The 20636-nt window shown below is 64.8% G+C and carries 15 protein-coding genes; 6 read left to right on the top strand and 9 right to left on the bottom strand.

Annotation, left to right across the window (positions count from 1 at the left end):
* Window positions 1-85: 85 nt before the first annotated feature.
* Both mfd and M2427_RS32445 read right to left on the bottom strand, forming a co-directional pair.
* Complete coding sequence (mfd, locus tag M2427_RS32450) at window positions 86-3604, bottom strand: transcription-repair coupling factor (RefSeq protein ID WP_280710882.1); 3519 nt, start codon at window positions 3602-3604, stop codon at window positions 86-88.
* Complete coding sequence (locus tag M2427_RS32445) at window positions 3601-3891, bottom strand: succinate dehydrogenase assembly factor 2 (RefSeq protein WP_280710881.1); 291 nt, start codon at window positions 3889-3891, stop codon at window positions 3601-3603. Before M2427_RS32445 ends, mfd begins: the two co-directional genes overlap by 4 nt.
* A gap of 185 nt (window positions 3892-4076) precedes the next feature.
* Here M2427_RS32445 and recG point away from each other — a divergent pair, with 185 nt between their 5' ends.
* On the top strand, window positions 4077-6185 hold the full coding sequence (gene recG, locus M2427_RS32440; protein ID WP_280710880.1) for an ATP-dependent DNA helicase RecG: 2109 nt from the start codon (window positions 4077-4079) through the stop codon (window positions 6183-6185).
* Here recG and panE read toward each other — a convergent pair.
* From panE to glmS, 4 genes are all read right to left on the bottom strand, one after another.
* Window positions 6182-7111, bottom strand: a complete 930-nt coding sequence (gene panE / locus M2427_RS32435; protein ID WP_280710879.1) for a 2-dehydropantoate 2-reductase — start codon at window positions 7109-7111, stop codon at window positions 6182-6184. The two genes, recG and panE, sit on opposite strands and share 4 nt — an antisense overlap.
* Before the next feature lie 60 nt (window positions 7112-7171).
* Window positions 7172-8026 carry an NAD(P)-dependent oxidoreductase gene (locus M2427_RS32430; RefSeq protein WP_280710878.1) on the bottom strand — a complete coding sequence of 285 codons (855 nt, stop codon included), beginning with the start codon at window positions 8024-8026 and terminating at the stop codon, window positions 7172-7174.
* Window positions 8027-8131: 105 nt separating this feature from the next.
* On the bottom strand, window positions 8132-8902 hold the full coding sequence (locus M2427_RS32425; protein WP_280710877.1) for a DUF502 domain-containing protein: 771 nt from the start codon (window positions 8900-8902) through the stop codon (window positions 8132-8134).
* Window positions 8903-8981: 79 nt separating this feature from the next.
* Window positions 8982-10808, bottom strand: coding sequence for a glutamine--fructose-6-phosphate transaminase (isomerizing) (gene glmS, locus M2427_RS32420; RefSeq protein WP_280710876.1), 1827 nt, complete (start codon window positions 10806-10808; stop codon window positions 8982-8984).
* Between the two features lie 221 nt (window positions 10809-11029).
* Between glmS and M2427_RS32415 the strand changes: the two genes are divergently transcribed.
* The gene (locus M2427_RS32415) at window positions 11030-11248 is read left to right on the top strand and encodes a hypothetical protein (protein ID WP_280710875.1); all 219 of its coding nucleotides are present in this window, start codon (window positions 11030-11032) and stop codon (window positions 11246-11248) included.
* A 10-nt stretch (window positions 11249-11258) separates the two neighbouring features.
* On the opposite strand, the gene M2427_RS32410 is transcribed toward M2427_RS32415, so the two are convergent.
* Window positions 11259-11453: a hypothetical protein gene (locus M2427_RS32410; protein WP_280710874.1), complete on the bottom strand. Its 195-nt coding sequence runs from the start codon at window positions 11451-11453 to the stop codon at window positions 11259-11261.
* Window positions 11454-11500: 47 nt separating this feature from the next.
* On the bottom strand, window positions 11501-12856 hold the full coding sequence (gene glmU, locus M2427_RS32405; protein WP_280710873.1) for a bifunctional UDP-N-acetylglucosamine diphosphorylase/glucosamine-1-phosphate N-acetyltransferase GlmU: 1356 nt from the start codon (window positions 12854-12856) through the stop codon (window positions 11501-11503).
* Between the two features lie 164 nt (window positions 12857-13020).
* Here glmU and M2427_RS32400 point away from each other — a divergent pair, with 164 nt between their 5' ends.
* Together M2427_RS32400 and M2427_RS32395 are read left to right on the top strand one after the other, a co-directional pair.
* Entirely contained in the window at window positions 13021-14406 is a 1386-nt protein-coding gene (locus M2427_RS32400; RefSeq protein WP_280710872.1) for a hypothetical protein, read from the top strand.
* 406 nt (window positions 14407-14812) lie between these two features.
* Window positions 14813-15193, top strand: a complete 381-nt coding sequence (locus tag M2427_RS32395) for a hypothetical protein (RefSeq protein WP_128951719.1) — start codon at window positions 14813-14815, stop codon at window positions 15191-15193.
* Here the strand turns inward: M2427_RS32395 and M2427_RS32390 are convergent.
* Entirely contained in the window at window positions 15153-16709 is a 1557-nt protein-coding gene (locus M2427_RS32390) for a beta-(1-6) glucans synthase (RefSeq protein ID WP_280710871.1), read from the bottom strand. The two genes, M2427_RS32395 and M2427_RS32390, sit on opposite strands and share 41 nt — an antisense overlap.
* A 333-nt stretch (window positions 16710-17042) precedes the next feature.
* On the opposite strand from M2427_RS32390, the gene M2427_RS32385 reads away from it, so the two are divergent.
* Both M2427_RS32385 and M2427_RS32380 read left to right on the top strand, forming a co-directional pair.
* The gene (locus tag M2427_RS32385) at window positions 17043-17639 is read left to right on the top strand and encodes a beta-1-3, beta-1-6-glucan biosynthesis protein (protein ID WP_280710870.1); all 597 of its coding nucleotides are present in this window, start codon (window positions 17043-17045) and stop codon (window positions 17637-17639) included.
* Window positions 17640-17855: 216 nt separating this feature from the next.
* Window positions 17856-20522: a glycosyltransferase gene (locus M2427_RS32380; RefSeq protein ID WP_280710869.1), complete on the top strand. Its 2667-nt coding sequence runs from the start codon at window positions 17856-17858 to the stop codon at window positions 20520-20522.
* Window positions 20523-20636: the final 114 nt, after the last annotated feature.

Raw genomic sequence — 20636 nt, 5'->3', positions numbered from 1 at the left:
CATTCCGCAAGTGTCCGCATGTCGCTTTTCAGACTGTGGCAGGGCAAAGCGGTATCGCGCTGCGCCGCCTCCGCAATACTACGGACTACGCCGCCTTTTTTTTCTGAGCGAGCTGCGCCAATTGCCGCATGATCTCCGTGGTGCCAACAAGGCGCTCTTCCGGCGTCTCCCAGTCCTGCAGGAACACCACCTTCATGTCGGGCCGCACCTTGGCGGCCTGGCCGTAGCTCTTGATGAACGACACCAGGCGATCGGGATAGGCGAAAGAATTGTCGCGGAAGGTGATGACGGCGCCCTTCGGACCGGCATCGATCTTCTCGACATTGGCCTGGCGGCAGAACGCCTTGATGGCAGCAACCTTGAAGAGATAGCGCACCTCGTCGGGCAGCACGCCGAAACGATCGCGCATCTCGGCGCCAAAGTTCTCGATCTCCTCTTCGCTGTCGAGATCGGCGAGACGCCGGTACAGCGACAGCCGCACCGAAAGATCGCCGACGTAATCATCAGGAATGAGCACGGGCATGCCGATGGTGATGGTCGGCGACCAGCGGTCGGCGGCGGGCTCGGACACGCCGGCCTTGAGGTTGACGATCGCCTCTTCCAGCATCGACTGGTAGAGCTCGAAGCCGACTTCCTTGATGTGGCCCGACTGCTCCTCGCCGAGCAGATTGCCGGCGCCTCTGATATCAAGGTCGTGCGAAGCGAGCTGGAAGCCTGCGCCCAGCGTCTCCAGCGATTGCAGCACGGTGAGGCGCCGTTCGGCCTGCGCCGTGATCTTCTGCTGTGCCGGCAGCGTGAACAGCGCATAGGCCCGCAGCTTGGAACGGCCGACACGCCCGCGCAGCTGGTAGAGCTGGGCAAGGCCGAACATGTCGGCGCGGTGCACGATCAGCGTGTTGGCGTTGGGAATGTCGAGGCCGGATTCCACGATCGTGGTCGACAGCAGGATGTCGAATTTGCCGTCGTAGAACGCGGTCATGATGTCCTCGATCACGGCGGGCGGCATCTGGCCGTGCGCGACGGCGATCTTCATCTCCGGCACATTCTTGTCGAGGAAATCCTTGACCTCGGCGAGGTCGTCGATGCGCGGCACCACGTAGAACGCCTGGCCGCCGCGATAGCGCTCGCGCAGCAGCGCCTCGCGGATCATCAAGGGATCATGCGGGGCGACGAAGGTGCGCACCGCAAGGCGGTCGACCGGGGGAGAGGCAATGATCGAGAGCTCGCGGACGCCGGTCAGCGCCAGCTGCAGCGTGCGCGGGATCGGGGTTGCCGACAGCGTCAGCACGTGCACCTCGGAGCGCAGCGCCTTCAGCCGCTCCTTGTGGGTGACGCCGAAATGCTGCTCCTCGTCGACGATAACGAGGCCGAGATCGCGGAACTTGATGGCCTTGCCGAGCAGCGCGTGGGTGCCGACGACGATATCGACCGAACCGTCGGCGAGGCCCTTCTTGACCAGGTTCAGCTCCTTGGTCGCGACCAGGCGCGAGGCCTGCGCCACGTTCACAGGAAAGCCCTTGAAGCGCTCGGTGAAGGTTTTGGCATGCTGACGCGCTAGAAGCGTGGTCGGCACCACGACCGCAACCTGCTTGCCTTCGAGCGCAACGGCGAAGGCCGCACGCAGCGCCACCTCGGTCTTGCCGAAGCCGACGTCGCCGCAGATCAGCCGGTCCATGGGACGGCCGAGCTCGAGGTCCTTCAGCGTGGACTCGATGGCGCCGAGCTGGTCCTCGGTCTCGTCATAGGGGAAGCGTGCGCAAAACTCATCGTAAAGGCCTGGCTGTACCGGCAGCTTGGGCGCCTCGTGCAAATGGCGCGCGGCGGCGATCTTGATCAGCTCGCCCGCAATCTCGCGGATGCGGTTCTTCAGCTTGGCCTTGCGGGTCTGCCAGCCGGAGCCGCCGAGACGATCGAGCTCGACCGTGGTCTGGTCGGAGCCGTAGCGCGACAACAGCTCGATATTTTCGACCGGCAGGAACAATTTTGTCTCGGCGGCGTAATGCAGCTCGAGACAGTCATGCGGCGCGCCGGCGACGTCCAGCGTCTGCAGGCCGATGAAGCGGCCGATGCCGTGATCGACGTGAACGACGATGTCGCCCGCCGTGAGGCTCGTCACCTCCGAGATGAAATTGTCGAGCTTGCGGCTCGCCTTGCGCGGGCGAACCAGGCGATCGCCCAGAATGTCCTGCTCGCTGATGACAGCGATCTCGTCGGTCTCGAAACCGCTCTCGAGACCAAGCACGGCGAGCATGGTCTCGTTGCGCGGGGTCGCCTGCACCGTCCGCCAGGCATTGACGCTGGTGGTGTGGGTCAGCTTGTGATCGCGCAGCATGGACGTCATGCGGTCGCGCGAGCCCTCGCTCCACAGCGCGATCACGACCTTCTTGCGGCTCGCCTGCAGCGCCATGACGTGGCTGACGACGGATTCGAACACATTGACCGTGCTGTCGTTGCGTTCAGGCGCGAAATCGCGGCCCTTACGGGCGCCAGCGTCGACAACGCTGGTGCCGTCGGTCGGCACGGAGAACGCCGTCAGCCGGATCAGCGACATGTCGCGTTCGCGCTTGCTCCACTCGTCCTCTGTCAGATAGAGCCGGTCCGGTGGCAACGGCTTGTAAATGGCGCCGCCACCGGGATGCTCCATCGCATCGCGGCGGGCCTCGTAATAATCCTGGATCTGCTTGAAGCGTTCGCGGACGGCGTCCTCGGCCTGCGGCTCGATCGCGACGGCGGCGCCTTGCAGATAATCGAACAGCGTGTCCATCCGGTCCTGGAACAGCGGCAGCCAGTGCTCCATGCCGGGATGGCGGCGGCCTTCGCTGACCGCCTCGTAGAGCGCATCGTCGCGCTCGGGCGCGCCGAACTCGGCGACATAGCCCATGCGAAAGCGTCGGATGGTGTCTGTGACGAGCTGGAATTCCGAGATCGGCACCAGATCGAGCGAGCGCATGTCGAGCAGCGTGCGCTGGGTCTCGGCGTCGAAGGAGCGGATCGATTCCAGGCTGTCGCCGAAGAAGTCGAAGCGCACGGGCTGTTCGAGGCCGGCCGGAAACAGGTCGAGGATGCCGCCGCGCACGGCGTACTCGCCGGGCTCGCGCACCGTGGAAGAGCGGTTGTAGCCGTTATGCTCGAGCCAGGCGACGATGGTGTCCATCGGCACGACATTGCCGGGCGCGACCGACAGCGCCTGCGCCGCGACCAACTCGCGCGCCGGCACGCGCTGCACGACGGCGTTCACCGTGGTCAGCACGATCAGCGGCTTGTCGCTGCCGGTGAGCGCTCCGAGCCGGGCCAGCGTGGTCAGGCGTTGCGCCAGAATGCCGCCATGCGGTGAGACGCGGTCATAGGGCTGGCAGTCCCAGGCCGGAAACGTCAGCACCGGCAGATCGGGCGCGAAGAATTGCAGCGCGCGTTCGAGCTGCTGCATCCGCCCGCCGTCGCGGCACACCACGGCCAGGCTGACAGCCGGCTTTTTCGGCCGCGCCGCGATAGCACGCGCCAGATCCGAGACGACGAGGCCCTCGGCGCCCTCGGCGACATTGGCAAGCGTCAGCGCACGGCCGGGCGAAAGCAGCTCGGCCGGAGATTTCATCCCCTGCTTCATACGTTGCCGTCCGCGATCGGATAGGCCTTGATCCGGGCAAACAGCGCGCCGGTGACATCGGCTGGCAGCAGCTTGTCACCGGTGATGGCGGCATAGAGATCGGGATCGTTGACCTCGAGCAGCGCCTCGAGCTCGGTCAGCTCGGCGTCAGAGAGAGTGCCGATCTCGGCATCCGCGAAGCGGCCGAGGATCAGGTCCATCTCGCGCGTGCCGCGGTGCCAGCAGCGGAACAGGAGCCGCTTGCGGCGGTCGTCCAGTCCCTTGCTCGATCGTGTCGTTCCCGTCATGTCTCAAATCCAGTCAAACGCCGAAAGCCCGGACGTGCCGGGCCGCCGTGATATAGCCACTCGAACCTGCCGTGTCAGCCCTCGATTTGGCATGGCTTGATGGCTGCGAAGGCTCACAAAAAAAGCCGTGGATGCCCTCGACAAAGCCGGGCAAGACGGGCCGAAACGATCCTAGATTCGCATCCATGCGCCCCAGCCTGCTCAATCCGCTATTTGCTCCCGTGACCAGCCTGCCCGGCGTCGGCCCGAAGCAGGACAAGCTGCTGCAATATCTGCTCAGCCGCAGCGAGACGCCGCGGCTGGTGGACCTGCTGCTGCATCTGCCGAGCCAGGTGATCGACCGCCGTGCGCGGCCGAAGATCCGCGACGCGGTCCAGGGAACCATGGTGACGCTGGAGGTCACCGTCGACCGCCACCGCCCGCCCCCGCCGCGCAATTCGCGCGCGCCGTATCTGGTCTATGCCAGCGACGATACCGGCGACGTCGTCCTGACGTTCTTTCGCGCCAAGCCGGGCTATGTCGAAAAGCTGCTGCCGATGGGCGAGAAACGCTACGTCTCCGGCACGCTGCAGATGTATGACGGCATCCCGCAGATCGTGCATCCCGACCGCGTGCTCGACGAGGAGGCGATCTCGAAGCTCTCAGGGATCGATCCGGTCTATCCGCTCACCGAGGGCCTCGCGCTCGGCTCGCTGCGTCGCGCGATCGCACAGGCGTTGCAGAAATTGCCGGCCTTGCCGGAATGGATCAGCCCGGACGTGCTGCGCCGCTGCGATTTCCCGCCGGTCGCAGAAGCGCTTCACCGCGTGCACCAGCCGGTCGAGCTCACGGACATCCTGCCCGATCGGCGTTACTGGTCGCGTCTCGCCTTCGACGAACTGCTCGCGGGCCAGCTCGCGCTGGCGCTGATCCGCGCGCAGCTCCGGCGGCCTGCCGGCGTGCGCAATGCCGGCGACGGGCATTTGCGCAACAAGATCATCGATGCCCTGCCCTATGCGCTCACGCCCTCCCAGCGCAATGCCGCGGCGGCCATTGCAGAAGACCTGAAGCAGCCGGTGCGCATGCTGCGCCTGCTCCAGGGCGACGTCGGCTCCGGCAAGACCGTGGTGGCGCTGCTGGCTGCTGCCGCCGTCGCCGAGGTCGGCAAGCAGGCCGCGCTGATGGCGCCGACCGAGATTCTGGCGCGCCAGCACATCAAGACCATCGCGCCACTCGCCGAGCGCGCCGGCATGCGGGTCGCGATCCTCACCGGCCGCGAAAAGGGTAAGGAGCGGCGCGAGATCATCAGCCAGCTTGCCGAGGGCGAGATCGATCTCCTCGTCGGCACGCATGCGCTGATCCAGGACGACGTGATCTTCCATGATCTCGCGCTTGCCATCGTCGACGAACAGCACCGCTTCGGTGTGCGTGAACGGCTGGCATTGACCTCGAAGGGCGAAGCCGTCGACGTGCTCGTGCTGAGCGCGACGCCGATCCCGCGCACGCTGGTGCTGACCTATTTCGGCGACATGGACATCAGCGAGCTGCGCGAAAAGCCGGCTGGCCGCCAGCCGATCGACACCCGCACTGTTGCCATGAGCCGGCTCGGCGAGGTCATGGACGGCGTCGGCCGCGCGTTGGAATCCGGCAAGCTGGTCTACTGGATCTGCCCGCTGGTCGAGGAATCCGAAGCCGAAGGCACCGAGCATCTCACCAACGCGACCAAGCGCTTCGAGAGCCTGCAGAAGCGTTTTGGCGATCGCGTCGGCCTCGTCCACGGCCAGATGAAGGGCACCGAAAAGGACCGGGTCATGGGCCAGTTCGCCGCCCACGAGATCGGCCTCCTGGTCGCAACCACTGTGGTCGAGGTCGGCGTCGACGTGCCGGCCGCGACCATCATGGTGATCGAGAACGCCGAGCGCTTTGGTCTCGCCCAGCTGCACCAGCTCCGCGGTCGTATCGGGCGCGGCTCGGAAGCCTCGACCTGCATTTTGCTCTATTCGGAGCCGCTCGGCGAGATGTCGAAGGCGCGGCTGAAGGTGATCCGCGAGACCACCGACGGCTTTCGTATCGCCGAAGAGGATTTGAAGCTGCGCGGCGAAGGCGACGTGCTGGGCGTGCGCCAGAGCGGCCTGCCCGGCTATCGCATCGCGCGCTCGGAGGTCCACGGCCAGCTCATCACGCAGGCCCGCGACGAGGCGCTACGCATCATGAAGGACGATCCGAAGCTGAAGGGCGAGCGCGGCGAAGCGCTGCGCTGCCTGCTGTATCTCTACGAGCGGGACGAGGCGATCCCGCTGATCGGAGCGGGCTAGCTCGCCGCACGCCTCCGCCCGACTTCGTAGGCTGCGACATGCGCGCGTGCCAGATCCAGCAGCGGCGTATCGATATTCAGCTTGCGGGCCCGGTTGGCCATATCGCCCAGGATATGCTCAGACTCGGTGATCGAGCCGCGCTCGATGTCGCGCAGCATCGAGGCCTTGAGCGGCGAGTCCAGGGTCGTGAACAGCTTTCGGTCAAACTCGATGAACGGGGCGCGCGGCTCAAAACCCGAGGCGGTGGCAACAGTGCAGCATTCCGCGAACAGGCGGAAGATCGATTGCTCGCCGTTCGGCACAGCCAGGATGTCGCCGATGCTGGCGCGCATCAGGCAGGTAATTCCGGCAAGCGTCGAGAGCTGGACGAACTTCTCCCACATGTCCTGCATGATCGCTTCGCTGGCACGCACGTCGATCCCAGGGACCTGGAACAGCTTCTCCAGGGCCAGCGTGCGCTCACTCAGCGAACCCTCGGTTTCACCAAAGACGATGGTCTGATTGGCCATGAACTGAACGACACGGCCATCCACATCGAGCCCGGCACTGACATTGGCGAGCCCACCGAGAACGGGCTCAGCACCGAACCGCGCTGTCAGGGCGTCGATGTGCTTCAGCCCGTTCAGGATCGGCAAAAGCATCGTGCTCGGGCCAACGGCCGGGGCAAACTGGCTCATGGCATCGTCGAGCGAATAGGCCTTCACACCGACGAGCACGACGTCGAAGGGCTCGCTCAGCTCGTTCGCCATCAGGATCTTCGGCTGCACGGTGAAGTCGCCGTGCGGGCTTTTGACCCGCAATCCATCTCGCCGCAATTGCTCAGCACGCCCGGCCCGCACCAGAAAGGTCACGTCGGCGCCCGCTCGGACCAGGCAAGCTCCGTAATAGCCTCCGAGCGCTCCTGCGCCGATCACCAGCACTCTCATCTGAACTCCTGCGCCATGTTCCCGGACTGGCCAAAGCTTTGGCCGCCAAACAAGTGAAGATCAGGCCTTCTTCGCGGCACCGGCGGCGAACGCCTTCAGCAGCGACGCATCGACCGCCTCGCCTTTCGCGTCAGCGGCCAGATGCTCGAACCATTTGGCAAAACCTTCGTAGATCTGGCTCGCCGGATGGTCCGGTCCAAGAAAACCCGAAATCTCCTGCATCTCCGCGACCCAGCGATAGGCCTTCGGGATCATGTCGGGCAGCGCGACCTCGAGCCGCGCCAGGATCGCGGGCTGGCTGAGCGCGAGCTCGTCGCGGAGCGCGTCCGCAGCGCCCGCCTTCGTTGCAGCAACGACCATGGCTGACCCGATCCCGGCGAGCCCCTTGACGATGCCGGCATAGGACATTTTTAGCGCAGAGGCGGCACCCACCGGACCTTCGACGATGCGCAGGTCGAGCCCGAAATCCTTCAGCACCGCAACATCCCTGGCGTGCTCGCCGGACACGTAGAAGGCCGGGCTCTTGCCGCCCGGCTGCGGCGGAAAGCCGATGATGCCGCCGTCGACGAAGGGCGCTTGCGCCGATCCGATGATGTCCTCGATCCGCTTCACCGTGTCGACATTGACGGCGTTGCAATCGACCACGACTGGCTTCTTTGCGCGCTTCACGATCAAGGCAGCGAGCCGCTCGGCCAGCGCCACGGCCTCGCCCGGCGGCACGATCGAGAGGATGATGTCGGCCTCCGCGATCGCCTCGTCCTCGGCACCGACCATGCCGGCATCCGCTGCGCGCTTCAGCGTCGCCTCGCTTCGCCCTTTCAACGACGTCAGCACGCGTGCACCGTTTTCGCTCAGGCGGCGCGCCACCGCGCTGCCCATCGCACCGGGCGCGAGGATAGCAATGGTCTGTGACATCGGGGCACTCCAGTTCGAATTCCGAGCTGCACTCGGTTCGATCAGGACAATATCAGAGGATGCGGAGGCCTGCGTGACCTCAGGCTATCCCGCACGGGAGTAGCCCTACTCTGCCTTCGCAGCCTCGGGCTGGAGCGTCGAGGCGTTGGCAATGCGCGCGGCATTGGCCATGCCGGCAAGCGCGGCGGCCTTCTTCGGATCCGGCGCTGAGCCCGGCTGCACCACGCCAGCGGACATGATCAGCGTCGCGGCATCCTCCGCGCTGAGGTCGACCTCGATGATCTTGCTCTTGGGCACGTAGAAAAAGAAGCCGGTGGTCGGGTTCGGCGAGCACGGGAGAAACACCGAGACATGTTCCTCCTGCCCCGGCAGGCTGCGCGAGACCTCCTCGTTCGGCGATTGCGAGATCAGCACGATCGACCACATGCCCGGCGAGGGAAACTCCACGAGACCCACTTTCCGGAAGCTCGAGCCTTTGCCCGAGAACAGCGTCTCGAACACCTGCTTGAGGCCGCGATAAATCGCGCGCACGGCCGGAATCCGGCCGAGGAAGGTCTCGCCGACATCAACCAGCGTGCGGCCGATCAGGTTCGCGGCGAGGAAGCCGACCAGCGTCAGCGTGAAGAAAGCGACAATCAGTCCCCAGCCGGGAACGCCGTAGGGCAGATAGGTTTCCGGCCGATAGGCCAGCGGAACGAATGGCCGCACCACGCCGTCGACCCAGGTGACGAACCACCAGACCAGATACAGCGTGATCGCAATCGGGCCGGTGACGATCAGTCCAGTCAGGAAATAGTTGCGAAAACGGCCCATCAGGCCGGTATGCGGTTCCGGGGCGGGATCAAGAGGCGCAGGCGCGTCGTCGCGGGCGGTCATTCGGGTTCCAGGTCAGTCGCTTCGTCCAAGCTAGGGGCTTCTAGCAGGTTTTGGAAGAGCGCGACCTGATCCGTTGTGCCTATTCCACGGTCACGGATTTCGCGAGATTACGCGGCTGATCGACGTCAGTACCCATCACCACAGCCGTATGATAGGCGAGCAGCTGGACAGGGACGGCGTAGACCATCGGCGTGAACGCCGCGGCCATATCAGGCATCACGATGGTGACGAGCGAATTCACCGTCGCCTCGGCCGCCCCCTTGGCGTCGGTCATCAGGATGATGTTGCCGCCGCGGGCGGCGACCTCCTGCATGTTGGAGACGGTCTTCTCGAACACGCGGTCGTGGGGCGCGATCACCACGACGGGCATCGTCTCGTCGATCAACGCGATCGGCCCGTGCTTCAGCTCGCCGGCAGCATAGCCCTCGGCGTGGATGTAGGAGATTTCCTTCAGCTTCAACGCGCCTTCGAGCGCCAGCGGGTAGCTGGTGCCGCGGCCGAGATAGAGCACGTCGCGGGATTTTGCGATCCTGTGCGCGAGCTTTTCGATCTGCAGCTCGGTGGTGAGCGCATCGGCCATCAACCGCGGGACCTCGACGAGACCATGAACGAGCTTGGTCTCGTCCTCCGCGGACAATTCGCCGCGGGCCTTGCCGGCCGCAATTGCCAGGTTAGCCAGCACCATGAGCTGACACGTGAAAGCCTTGGTCGAGGCAACGCCGATCTCGGGACCGGCCAGCGTCTGCAACACCGTCTCGCTTTCGCGCGCGATCGTCGACGTCGGCACGTTGACCACCGCGATCGTGTGCGCGCCCTCCGCCTTGGCGTAGCGCAGCGCCGCGAGCGTGTCGGCGGTCTCGCCGGATTGCGAGATGAAGATCGCAAGATCGCCCTTGCGGAGCGGCGCTTCGCGGTAGCGGAACTCGGAGGCGACATCGACCTCGACCGGCAGGCGCGCAAAGCGCTCGAACCAGTACTTTGCAACGATGCCGGCATAGCTCGCGGTGCCGCAGGCCGTGATGTTGATGCGCTGGATGTCCTTGAAGTCGAACGGCAGCTTGACCGGCAGCGACACACGCTCGGTCGCCATGTCGACATAGCGCGCCAGCGTGTGGCCGACCACTTCCGGCTGTTCGTGGATCTCCTTCGCCATGAAGTGGCGGTAATTGGCCTTGTCGACCAGCGAGGTCGAGGCGGCGTGCTTGATCTTGTCGCGCGCAACGGCCTTGCCGTCCTTGTCGAAGATCGTGGCGCTCTCGCGGGTCAGCACGACCCAGTCGCCGTCCTCGAGATAGCTGATCGTGTCGGTGAAAGGGCCGAGCGCGATTGCGTCCGAGCCGAGATACATCTCGCCGTCGCCATAGCCGATCGCAAGCGGCGGGCCGTTGCGGGCACCGATCATGAGGTTGTTGTCGCCGGCGAAGATGAAGCCGAGCGCGAAGGCGCCGCGCAGTCGTCCCAGCGCCAGCTTCACCGCTTCCACCGGCTTGTTGCCGCGCGTCAGGAGATCGTCGACCAGATGCAACACGATCTCGGTGTCGGTCTCGGTGTGGAACACCGCGCCCTTCTTCTCGAGCTCTTCGCGCAGCTCGCGGAAGTTCTCGATGATGCCGTTATGGACCACCGCAACGCGGTCGGTCGCATGCGGATGGGCGTTGTTGACGGTCGGCCTGCCGTGCGTGGCCCAGCGGGTGTGGCCGATGCCGGTGGTGCCCTTCAGCGGCTCGGCTTCCAGCCGCTTCTCCAGGTTCTTCAGCTTGCCCTCGGCGCGGCGGCGCTCGAGATGCTTGCCTTCAAGCGTGGCGACGCCCGCGGAATCGTAGCCGCGATATTCAAGACGTTTGAGCGAATCCACCAATTGCTCTGCAACCGGCTCGCGCCCGAGAATGCCGACAATCCCGCACATGCGGATCAATATCCCCCAAATCGTCGAAAAATCGCCTAAACGACGCGCTCGGCTTTTAGCGAAATTCCCAGGGAACCATATACTCAATAATTATTGCGGATTGAGACAGCGTTGACCGCGACCTGAGCTTCGCCTGCGTCGATATGACCGGCCTTTAACCGTGTGTATTAACTCGCTGTCAACAAGTTTGGCCAACGATTCGCGTCCAGGAGATCAAGGCCATGAAAGCCACGTCCGACCGCAAGGCTATGTCGTCGCTGCATCTGCGCGCCAGCGAAACTTCCGGCACGCACCTCGCGCATTGGCCGCCGCCCCAGCGCGGCAAGGAGAGCAAGCCCGTCTTCGTGAAGCATCCGGAAGGCGAACCGATCAAGCGCGCCAAGCCGCGCGGCTGGCGCCTGACGCGCGCCATCTTTTCCGAATTCGCCGACGACGAATAGCGCGAGAGCTCTACCACCTCAGCACAAGGGCAAACGCGAGGAAAACGACAAACGCCCAGAATGCCAGTCCGGTGAAGAGTGACGCGGTCTCATGCTCATGCGGCTGGCGGACGCCACATTGGTCCAGCACCCAGTGTCCCGGTGGCTTGATCACGTTCTCAACGAAGAACGTGAATATAAACCAGGCCTCTTCGTCCTCATCCATGAGCGCGCAGTCCTACCAGCACCGATCATGCGTCGGCACCCGGCCGCTCATTTCTCCGTCTTCTTGCCGCCCGTCTTCATCTCGCGATAGCGCGCCGCGCCGCCTTCCCGGATGGTCTGCTGATTGCGCTCGAGTGCCATCGCATCGTCAGGCACGTCGCGTGTGATCACCGAGCCCGAGCCGATATAGGCGCCGTTGCCGATCTTCACGGGCGCCACCAATGAGGAGTTGGTACCGACGAAGGCGCCCTGCCCGATCACAGTCTTGTGCTTCTTGAAGCCATCGTAGTTGCAGGTGATGGTGCCGGCGCCGATGTTGGAATTGGCTCCGACGGTGGCATCGCCAATGTAGGAGAGATGGTTGACCTTGACGCCGGCCTCCAGCGTCGCGGCCTTGGTCTCCACGAAATTGCCGATCCGCGCGCCGTCGCCGAGCGAGGTGCCTGGCCGCAGTCGCGCATAGGGGCCGATCGAAACCTTCTTGCCGAGCGTGGTCTCGACGATGTGCGAGAAGGAATGGATCACGGTGCCGTCGGCGATCGACACGCCGGGGCCGATCACCACGAACGGCTCGATGGTGACGTCCCTGCCGAACACGGTGTCGGCGGCGAGAAAGACGGTTTCCGGAGCGATCAGCGTGACGCCGGCCTCCATTGCGGCCTTGCGAAGCCGCGCCTGCATGACGGCTTCTGCTTCCGCGAGCTGGGCCTTGGTATTGATGCCGCGCACTTCGTCCTCGCTGGTCTCGATCACCACGGACTCCCATCTATTGTCGCTGGTCACGCCGACCGCGTCGGTCAGATAAAACTCGCCCTTGGAATTTGCATTGCCTATTCTGTCGAGGATCGCGAGCGCGCGGCGCCCATCGATCGCCATCACGCCGGCATTGCACAGGTCGATCTTGCGCTCGTCAGTGCTGGCATCGGCGTGCTCACGGATCGCGACCAGGCGATCGCCCTCGACGATGAAGCGGCCGTAGCCGGTGGGATCCGCCGCGCGGAAGCCGAGCGCGGCGATCGCTGCGCCGTTCGCGAGGGGCGCGCGCAATCGTGCAAAGGTCTCGGCCGAGATCAGCGGCGTGTCCCCGAACGCAATCAGAACATCGTCCGCACCGCGAGCGATGGCCTCCCGCGCCGCAAGCACGGCATGCGCCGTGCCAAGCCGTTCGCGTTGCACGAAGATGAGCGCGTCGGGGCGGATCCGTTTTGCCTCGTCGGCGACCGCCTGGTGATCGGGACCGATCACGACCGCAAGCGCGGTTCCGGTTCCACTCGGCGCGGCGCCGAGCACATGGGCAAGCAGCGTCTGATGTGCGACGGGATGCAACACTTTCGGCAGGCTGGATCGCATGCGCGTGCCTTCGCCGGCGGCGAGCACGATCGTGAGGCTTGAGCGGGCGGTCATCGCAATCCTGTCAAATATGGCCGAATCGATCGTCACATCGACGGGCGACAAGCCGTCGCCTTGCTACCCCCGCAAACGCCCGGAATTCAAGTGCGAGTGGGTTTTCCTGTTAATGTTCCTTGATTGATTCGGGGACGCCAGACAGGGCTGGGCACTTAACGTTCATGGCAAAGGATTCGGACCCACTGGCGGATGCCTTCGGCGACAAGGAGACCGGCGGGCTGTTCTCCGGACTTTTGGCCGAGGAAAGCACCTTCGATCGCCGCATGCTGTGGCGGCTGGGCTCATGGGGCGCAGCTGCCGTCGGCGCCGTCGTGGTCGCCGTCATGGCCAATCAGGCCCAGCTCGGCTGGCGGCGCGACCAGCTCGCCTCCGCCGACCTCGTACGCCAGTCCGACCGGCTGCAGGTGTTGACCAAGGAGAGCCAGCTCGAAGCCCGCCGCCTCGCCTCCGCCATCGAGACCCTGAACACCGATCGCGACCGGCTTTATTCGCGCGTGAGCGTGATCGAGCAAGGGCTTGATTCCGTCACTGGCGCCATCGCCAAGCAGAACGCGACATCGCAGCAGGCACCAAGCTCGAAGCCGCAGGAAGCGCCCGTCGCCGCCGCGCAGCCGGCACCTGAAGTCGCACCCGTCTCCTCGACTGCGGCCTCGCTGGTCGACAGGCCGCGCGCGAGCCCCGGCAGGGAGCCCAAAGAAAGCTCGAACAAGGACACCTCGAACAAAGACACCTTGAACAAGGACAGTTCGAAGGAGGCGGCGAAGGATCAGTCGAGCCCGCCACCGCAGACGGCGGCTGCCGCCTCGCTCATGCCGCAGTCATCGCCCGCGCCTTCGGCGCTGCCGACCGCTCCGCTCGTCCCTTCCAAGTCGATCATGGCGCCGCCTGATCCGGCGGCGCCAAAACTGGTTCAACCTGAGACCGCCGAGAAAAAGCCCGAGCCGGCCCCCGCCCCGACCGAAATCGCCGCCGCACCGGCCAAGCCGCAGGAGACAACAGAGCCTGAGTCCGCTGCGATCACGGTCCAGCAGACGCGCTTTGCCATCGACCTCGGCAGTGCGAATTCGGTCGACGGCCTGCGCGCACTCTGGCGCGGCCTGTCCAAATCCAATCCGGAGATCGCCGCGCTTCGGCCGATCATCATGATCAAGGAAGGCAATAACGGCCTCGGCATGCAGCTGCGCCTCGGCGCCGGCCCTCTGATCAATGCGGCGGCCGCAGCCAAACTCTGCGCAGGCCTTGCCGAGAATGACCGCCATTGCGAGACAACCGTGTTCGACGGCCAGCGCCTGTCGATGCGCGGTTCGGATAAGGTCCAAGATAAGAGTCAGGACAAGAGCGCCGAGAAGAACCAGGACTCGGTGCCGCAAGCCGAGACCGCCCCGGCGCTGACGCCCGCAGCCAAGCCGGACAAGCGCCATCGCAGCTCTTCCAAGCGCTCGTCAAAGCGCGAGGAGCCCGCCCCCGCGCCGCAGCCGGCCGCGCCCGCCGCCAAGCCGGAGACGGCGTCCGCGGGATCGACGATATCGTCGTTCTTCAGACGGTAGGACTGTCAGAGCTTTCGATTGAATCGGCGAAGCGTCGCGACACCTCGTCGGATGCCAAGCCGTGCCGCTAGAACGCCGCCACCATATGGCTGATCTTGATTGCCGCGCAAATGATCATGCCCCAAAGCGCAAAATTGATCTGCAACGCCTCAGTCATTGCCGTCCCCGCTCGTGTCCTCGCAGTCGCGTTCTTGAACGACGTGATCTGCTGATCGGACCAGCAATCACGCCCGCGCTTCAAGTCGAATCTGAGGCAAGGTCGACATTTTCGCAATTCCGTATCGCTACGGCTTCGGCGCTTCGTCCTGCCAAAAAACAATGCAGCGGACGGAGCAGCGGCCGCCGCAGTGCAAAAATCCGTGCAGCCCTGTTGCTCCCCTCGGCCATCCCGACCATATTGCGCCGCATGACAAAGAAGCCGTTTCGCCTCACGCCCTATCAAGTCCAGTTTCTCATCGTCGTCGGTTTCGTCACCGTCGGCTGGGCGCTCTATGTGCGCTATCTCGCGATCGAGTTCTCGACGGTGGCACTTGCATGCGACGCCGGCCTGCAGACCATGATCTGCAAGGCGCGCTCGGTGTCGACGTCGCTGTTCAAGAACTCGGTGTTCGGCATCGTCGCGCTGGTGATCGCGACGCTGAACCTGATGCGGCCCTCGATCGTGCTGCTCACGCTCGGCGTGGTCGCAGCCGGCCTTGGCATCGTGCTCTACAACATCGTGCTGGCGGGCCTTGCGATCGGCCTGCTCATCCTCGGCTTTGCTCGGCCCGCGCCCGCCACAGCGTGAGCGCGAACAAGAGATAGATCACGCAGGTCCACATCGCCTGCCAGTTCTCGCGGCCTTCGTTCAGGATTACATAGACTGCGGACAGCGCCAGCAGGCCTGCGAACACCGCTTCGGCGATCGGGCGCACGCCGATCTGCGGCCGGTTCAGCATCAACAGTGCGAACGGCACCACCGCCATCGTCAGCGAGGCATAGGGGAAGTCGCGGTAGCGAGGATCGAACACGAAGCCGAGCGCGGTCTCGGCCGCGATCACCGCCGTCACCGCAAGGGTCAGGCCGAGCACCGCCGAGAGCTTCGACCATTTGCGTCCCTCGCGGGGACCAAGCAGATCGAGGAAGCTCGGCAGGTTTCGACCGATGACGAGCGCCTGCGCGCAGAAGATCGGCGAGAAAATGCCGGCAAGCAGCAGCGCGCCCCATTGCAGCCAGCCGCCCCAGCCGTAGCTCTCGTAATACATCTTGTCGGCGGCGATCCCGAGCAGAATGCCCGCCGATGTCGCGGAGATGCCGACGCCGAGCCAGGCTGAAAAGCGCGGCGTCCAGGGCCGGCGCCGCAGCGTGACGAGGGCGACCGCGAACACCAGCACGCTGAGGCCCATGCCGGATCCCATGTACCATTTCCAGTAGGGAAAATTGCTGATCGGCTGACCCGGCGGATATTTCAGCTGGCGCCGCACGGAATCGAGCAGGCCCCAATAGCCGCCGACAGTGCCTTCCAGCCGCCGCTTCCACGGCTGGTCATAGGCCTCGATCAGGTTGACCCGAAACTTCTTCGCCGTTGCGAGTGCCAGGATTTCCGAGACGACGCGCGCCTGGTTGGCGCGTGACGGCAGCGCGCCCTCGCGCATGCGGCCTTCGCTCGGCCAGCCGGTCTCGCCGATCAGGATCTCCTTGTCGGGGAACGCCACCGCCATCCGCTCGCGAATCGCCTCGACATGGCCGGAGGCGAATTTCGCCTTGACCGGGACATCCTCCCAGTAAGGCAGAATGTGAATGGTGACGAAGTCGACGGCCTCATAGACCTCGCGGTTCTTCAGCCAGTACTCCCAGACGTCGGCATAGGTCACGGGCACGGTGACCTGTGCCTTCACCGAGCGGATGATCGCGATGAGGTCCTGCGTCGTCATCTCGCCGCGCAGCAACACCTCGTTGCCGACGACGAGCGCGGAAATGGTGCGGGGGAATTCCTTGGTGAGGCGGATCGCGGTCGCCACCTGCGCAAAGTTCTTGGCACGGTTGCTGCCGAGCCAGATGCCCTGGATCACCTTCAATCCGACCTTGTCTGCGATCCCGGGCACAAGGACGAGACCGTTCTCGACCGAATAGGTGCGCACGCAGTCGGTGATCTCCTTGAGCTGCCTCAGGTCACGCTCGATCTGCTCGGCCTCGATCTGGGTACTCTCGATCAGCGGCGTCTGGTCTCCCTGGAACGGCGCGTAGGAGACGCACTGGACCTTGTCATTGGGATCGATGGGGGCGCGCGCGAGCGTGATCGGCGTGGCAAGCCACCACCACACGGCAGCAATCGCACCCAGGGAGACGAGCAGGAGCGCCAGTGGCGTACGAAGTGAAATCGGTTCCGTCCTCCGCGAAGGGTCCGTCGATTACCTGCTCGCACGCCATCTGCCAAGGGGGGTGACGCTGGCAGGCTACGCCCTCTCCCCGACGAATTGGGCTGCGGCCGTTCGACCGGGCCTTAGGATCGTGACTTTGCTGGACAAAAATCCAAATACAGGTCATGGGATTCCGCGGGATATTTCCGCCGCATTGGAGACCCATTTGGACGCCATCACGACCGGCGTCCGCGAGATCCTCCTCCGCGGTCGGATGGCTGAGACATTGGGGAATTCATGCGGCGACGGGTGTTCGAGTTACGAAATGCGGTCCTGCGGCAGTTCGCCGCCTCGTTGGCCGTTTCCTCCCTTGTCCTCCTGACCAGCCTGGGTGGCGCCTCCGCCCAGAGCGGCACGCCAACCCCGGACCAGGGCAAGGCCGCCGCCCAGCCCGCCGACGCCGCCGCCAAAGACGCCGCCCAGAACCAGCGCCGCACCGACGAATTCGCCGAAGCCGCCCAGGTCATCAACGGCCCGGCAGGTAACCCCGAATGCGTCTGGCTCGGTCGGCGCGTGGTGCGGCTGATGTGGCGGGATGACCTCGATACCGCTTTCCGCCATCTCGACCTCTATGACCGCTTCGGCTGCCCCGGCGGCCACATCCAGGCCGCGTTCCGCTGCCTGACCCGCTTCGGCGCCCAGATCGATCCCAAGGTCGCCGAGACCCTGGACAGTCGCGTCCATGCCTGCTGGATCAATCCGGCCGCCCAGCCGCAACAGGCGGCGGCCGCGGCCTCTCAGCCTCCGGCCCCCACGACCGGCAATTCGCAGCCACCCCAGCCGGCCGCGAGCCCCGCGCCTGCGGCAAGCCCGTCGCCCGCGCCCCAGAAATAACCGCGATCGTTTCACCTGCCGTTCAGGAACGATCGGCGATAGCTGGGGTTGGCACTGCCGCGCTCCCAACAAAAAGGCCATGCCCTCGTAAGGACATGAGGCCATGACAGTTGAGAAACCGCGCGGCAGAGGTATGCTCCACTTGCCGCGGACTCGGTCGGATCTCGGGGTCGGATCCGCAGCCCTGCCATTTCAGCCCCTTTTGGTTTAGCCGCGATGCGCGTTGTCGCCGCCGTTCTGTTGCTCGTGTCCGTGCTCCACGCCGGCATCTGGGGAGTCCTGCGCGACAAGGAACCCGCGCCTGATTTCAAGGGCCTGTTGCCGAGCGTCTCCTACGCGCCGTTCGAAGGCTCGGCCCATCCCGACATCGACAACATCCCGAGCATCGAGAAAATCCGCTCGGACCTGAAGACGCTGTCGACGATGACGCGCGCGATCCGCCTCTATTCGTCGACGGGCGGTGTGGAACTGGTGCCACCGATCGCCGCCGAGTTCGGCCTGAAGGTCACGGTCGGCGCCTGGATCGACAAGGACCCTGACCGTAACGAGCGCGAGATCAAGGCCGCGATCGAGCTCGCCCGCAAGAACAGCAACGTCAACGGCGTCGTCGTCGGCAACGAGGTGATCTACCGCGGTGAGCAAAAGGTCGAAGACCTCATCGAGATGATCAAGAAGGTGAAGAGCGCGGTCCGCGTGCCCGTCACCACCGGCGAAATCTGGAACATCTGGCGCGACAATCCCGACCTCGGCTCCAATGTCGATTTCCTCGCCGCCCACGTTCTTCCCTATTGGGAAAACTTCCGTTCGGACCAGGCCGTCGACCAGGCCGTGGACCGCTACAACCTGTTGCGCAACCAGTTCCCGGGCAAGCGCATCGTCATCGCCGAATTCGGCTGGCCGAGCGCCGGCTACAATCTTCGCAACGCCGACCCCGGTCCGTTCCAGCAGGCGCTGACCTTGCGCAACTTCGTCAGCCGCGCCGAAGCGCTCGGCATGGAATACAACATCGTCGAAGCGATCGATCAGCCCTGGAAGTATTTTGAAGGCGGCGTCGGTCCGTACTGGGGCATCCTCAACGCCAGCCGCGAGCCGAAATTCGCCTGGACCGGCCCGGTCGAAAACCCCGACTATTGGAAGCTGATGACGATCGCGCTGCTGGTCGGCATCCTCTTGTCGCTGCCGATCCTGCGGCTGCAGCAACCCACCGCGAAACAGGCGTTCCTGCTGTCGGCCACCGCTAACGGCGTCGGTGCCTGGGCTGCGACCGTGTTCGCGTTCTGGAACGGGCACTATTTCATCTTCGGCTCGGCCTTCGCGCTGACGCTCGGCATGATTCTCCTTGTTCCTCTGGTCCTCATTGCGATGGCCCGCATCGACGAGATCGCGGCCGTCGCCTTCGGCCGGCCGCCGCAGCGGCTGCTCACCAAGGGCAAGCCGATCGCGGATGTGCCCGAGAATTACTACCCAAAGGTCTCGATCCACATTCCCGCCTATTTCGAGCCGGTCGACATGCTGAAGCAGACGCTCGATGCACTGTCGCGGCTCGACTATCCGAACTACGAATGCGTGGTCATCATCAACAACACGCCGGATCCCGCGTTCTGGCAGCCGATCCAGGATCATTGCCGCGCACTCGGTGAACGCTTCAAGTTCATCAACGCCGAGAAGGTAAAGGGTTTCAAGGCCGGCGCACTGCGCATCGCCATGGACCGCACGGCCGTGGATGCCGAGATCATCGGCATCCTCGATGCAGACTACGTCGTCGAGCCCGACTGGCTGAAGGACCTCGTGCCGGCTTTCGCCGACCCGCGCGTTGGCCTCGTGCAGGCGCCGCAGGAGCATCGCGACGGCGATTTGTCGATCATGCACTACATCATGAACGGCGAATATGCCGGCTTCTTCGACATCGGCATGGTCCAGCGCAACGAGCTCAATGCCGTGATCGTGCACGGCACCATGTGCCTGATCCGCCGCGCCGCGATGGACATGGCCGGCGGCTGGTCATCCGACACGATCTGCGAGGACAGTGACCTCGGCCTTGCGATCCAGGAGCTCGGCTGGACCACCCACTACACCAACACCCGCTACGGCAAAGGGCTGCTGCCGGACACCTACGAGGCGTTCAAGAAGCAGCGCCACCGCTGGGCCTATGGCGGCCTGCAGATCGTGAAGAAGCATTGGCGCCAATTCCTGCCCGGCAAGAGCCGGCTGACGCCCGACCAGAAGCGCGAATACGGCCTCGGCTGGCTCAACTGGTTGGGTGCCGAAAGCCTCGGCGTGGTCGTGGCGCTGCTCAACCTCGTCTGGGTGCCGATCGTCGCCTTCGCCGACATCGCCATCCCCGACAAGATCCTGACGCTGCCGATCATCGGCGCCTTCATCGTCTCGCTCGCGCACTTCCTGTCGATGTACCGCGCCCGCGTCGCGATCAAGCCCGGCCAGATGCTGGGCGCCATGATCGCGGCGATGAGCGTGCAATGGACGGTGTCGCGCGCGGTCGCCCAAGGCCTCATCACCGAGCACATCGCGTTCGCGCGCACTTCCAAGGGCGGTCTCTCCAGGATGTCGATCGAGTTCCAGGCGTTCTGGGAAGCCGTGATCGGCACCCTGCTCCTGGTCGGCGCCGGCGTGCTGATCGCGTCCAACTCTTTCCGCCAGATCACCGAGATCTACATCTTCGCAGGCGTGCTGGTGCTGCAGAGCCTGCCGTTCCTGGCGGCAGTTGCGATCGCGATCCTCGAGCTCAGCCGCATCAACTCGTTCCAGTTCTGGCGTGACAGCGCGATCCGCACCGCCGAGCTGATCGGCCTGCGCCCCGTCGCCCTGCCGACACCAGGCAATGCGCAGCCGGTGCCGAGCGAGGTGCGTCAGGAGGCGAACTGACGGCCGAGCCGGCCGCCTGAGACCCCGTGATTAAAAGACACGGGGCCCTTGGGCGTGGATGACGATCCGCCAATTCAGTTCAAAACCCCAGCGTAAGCGCCGGAAACAGCAAGA

Source organism: Bradyrhizobium sp. BR13661, assembly GCF_029892425.1.
In the GTDB taxonomy this organism is placed as follows: Bacteria; Pseudomonadota; Alphaproteobacteria; order Rhizobiales; family Xanthobacteraceae; genus Bradyrhizobium.
This window is presented reverse-complemented; position numbering and strand designations above follow the sequence as displayed.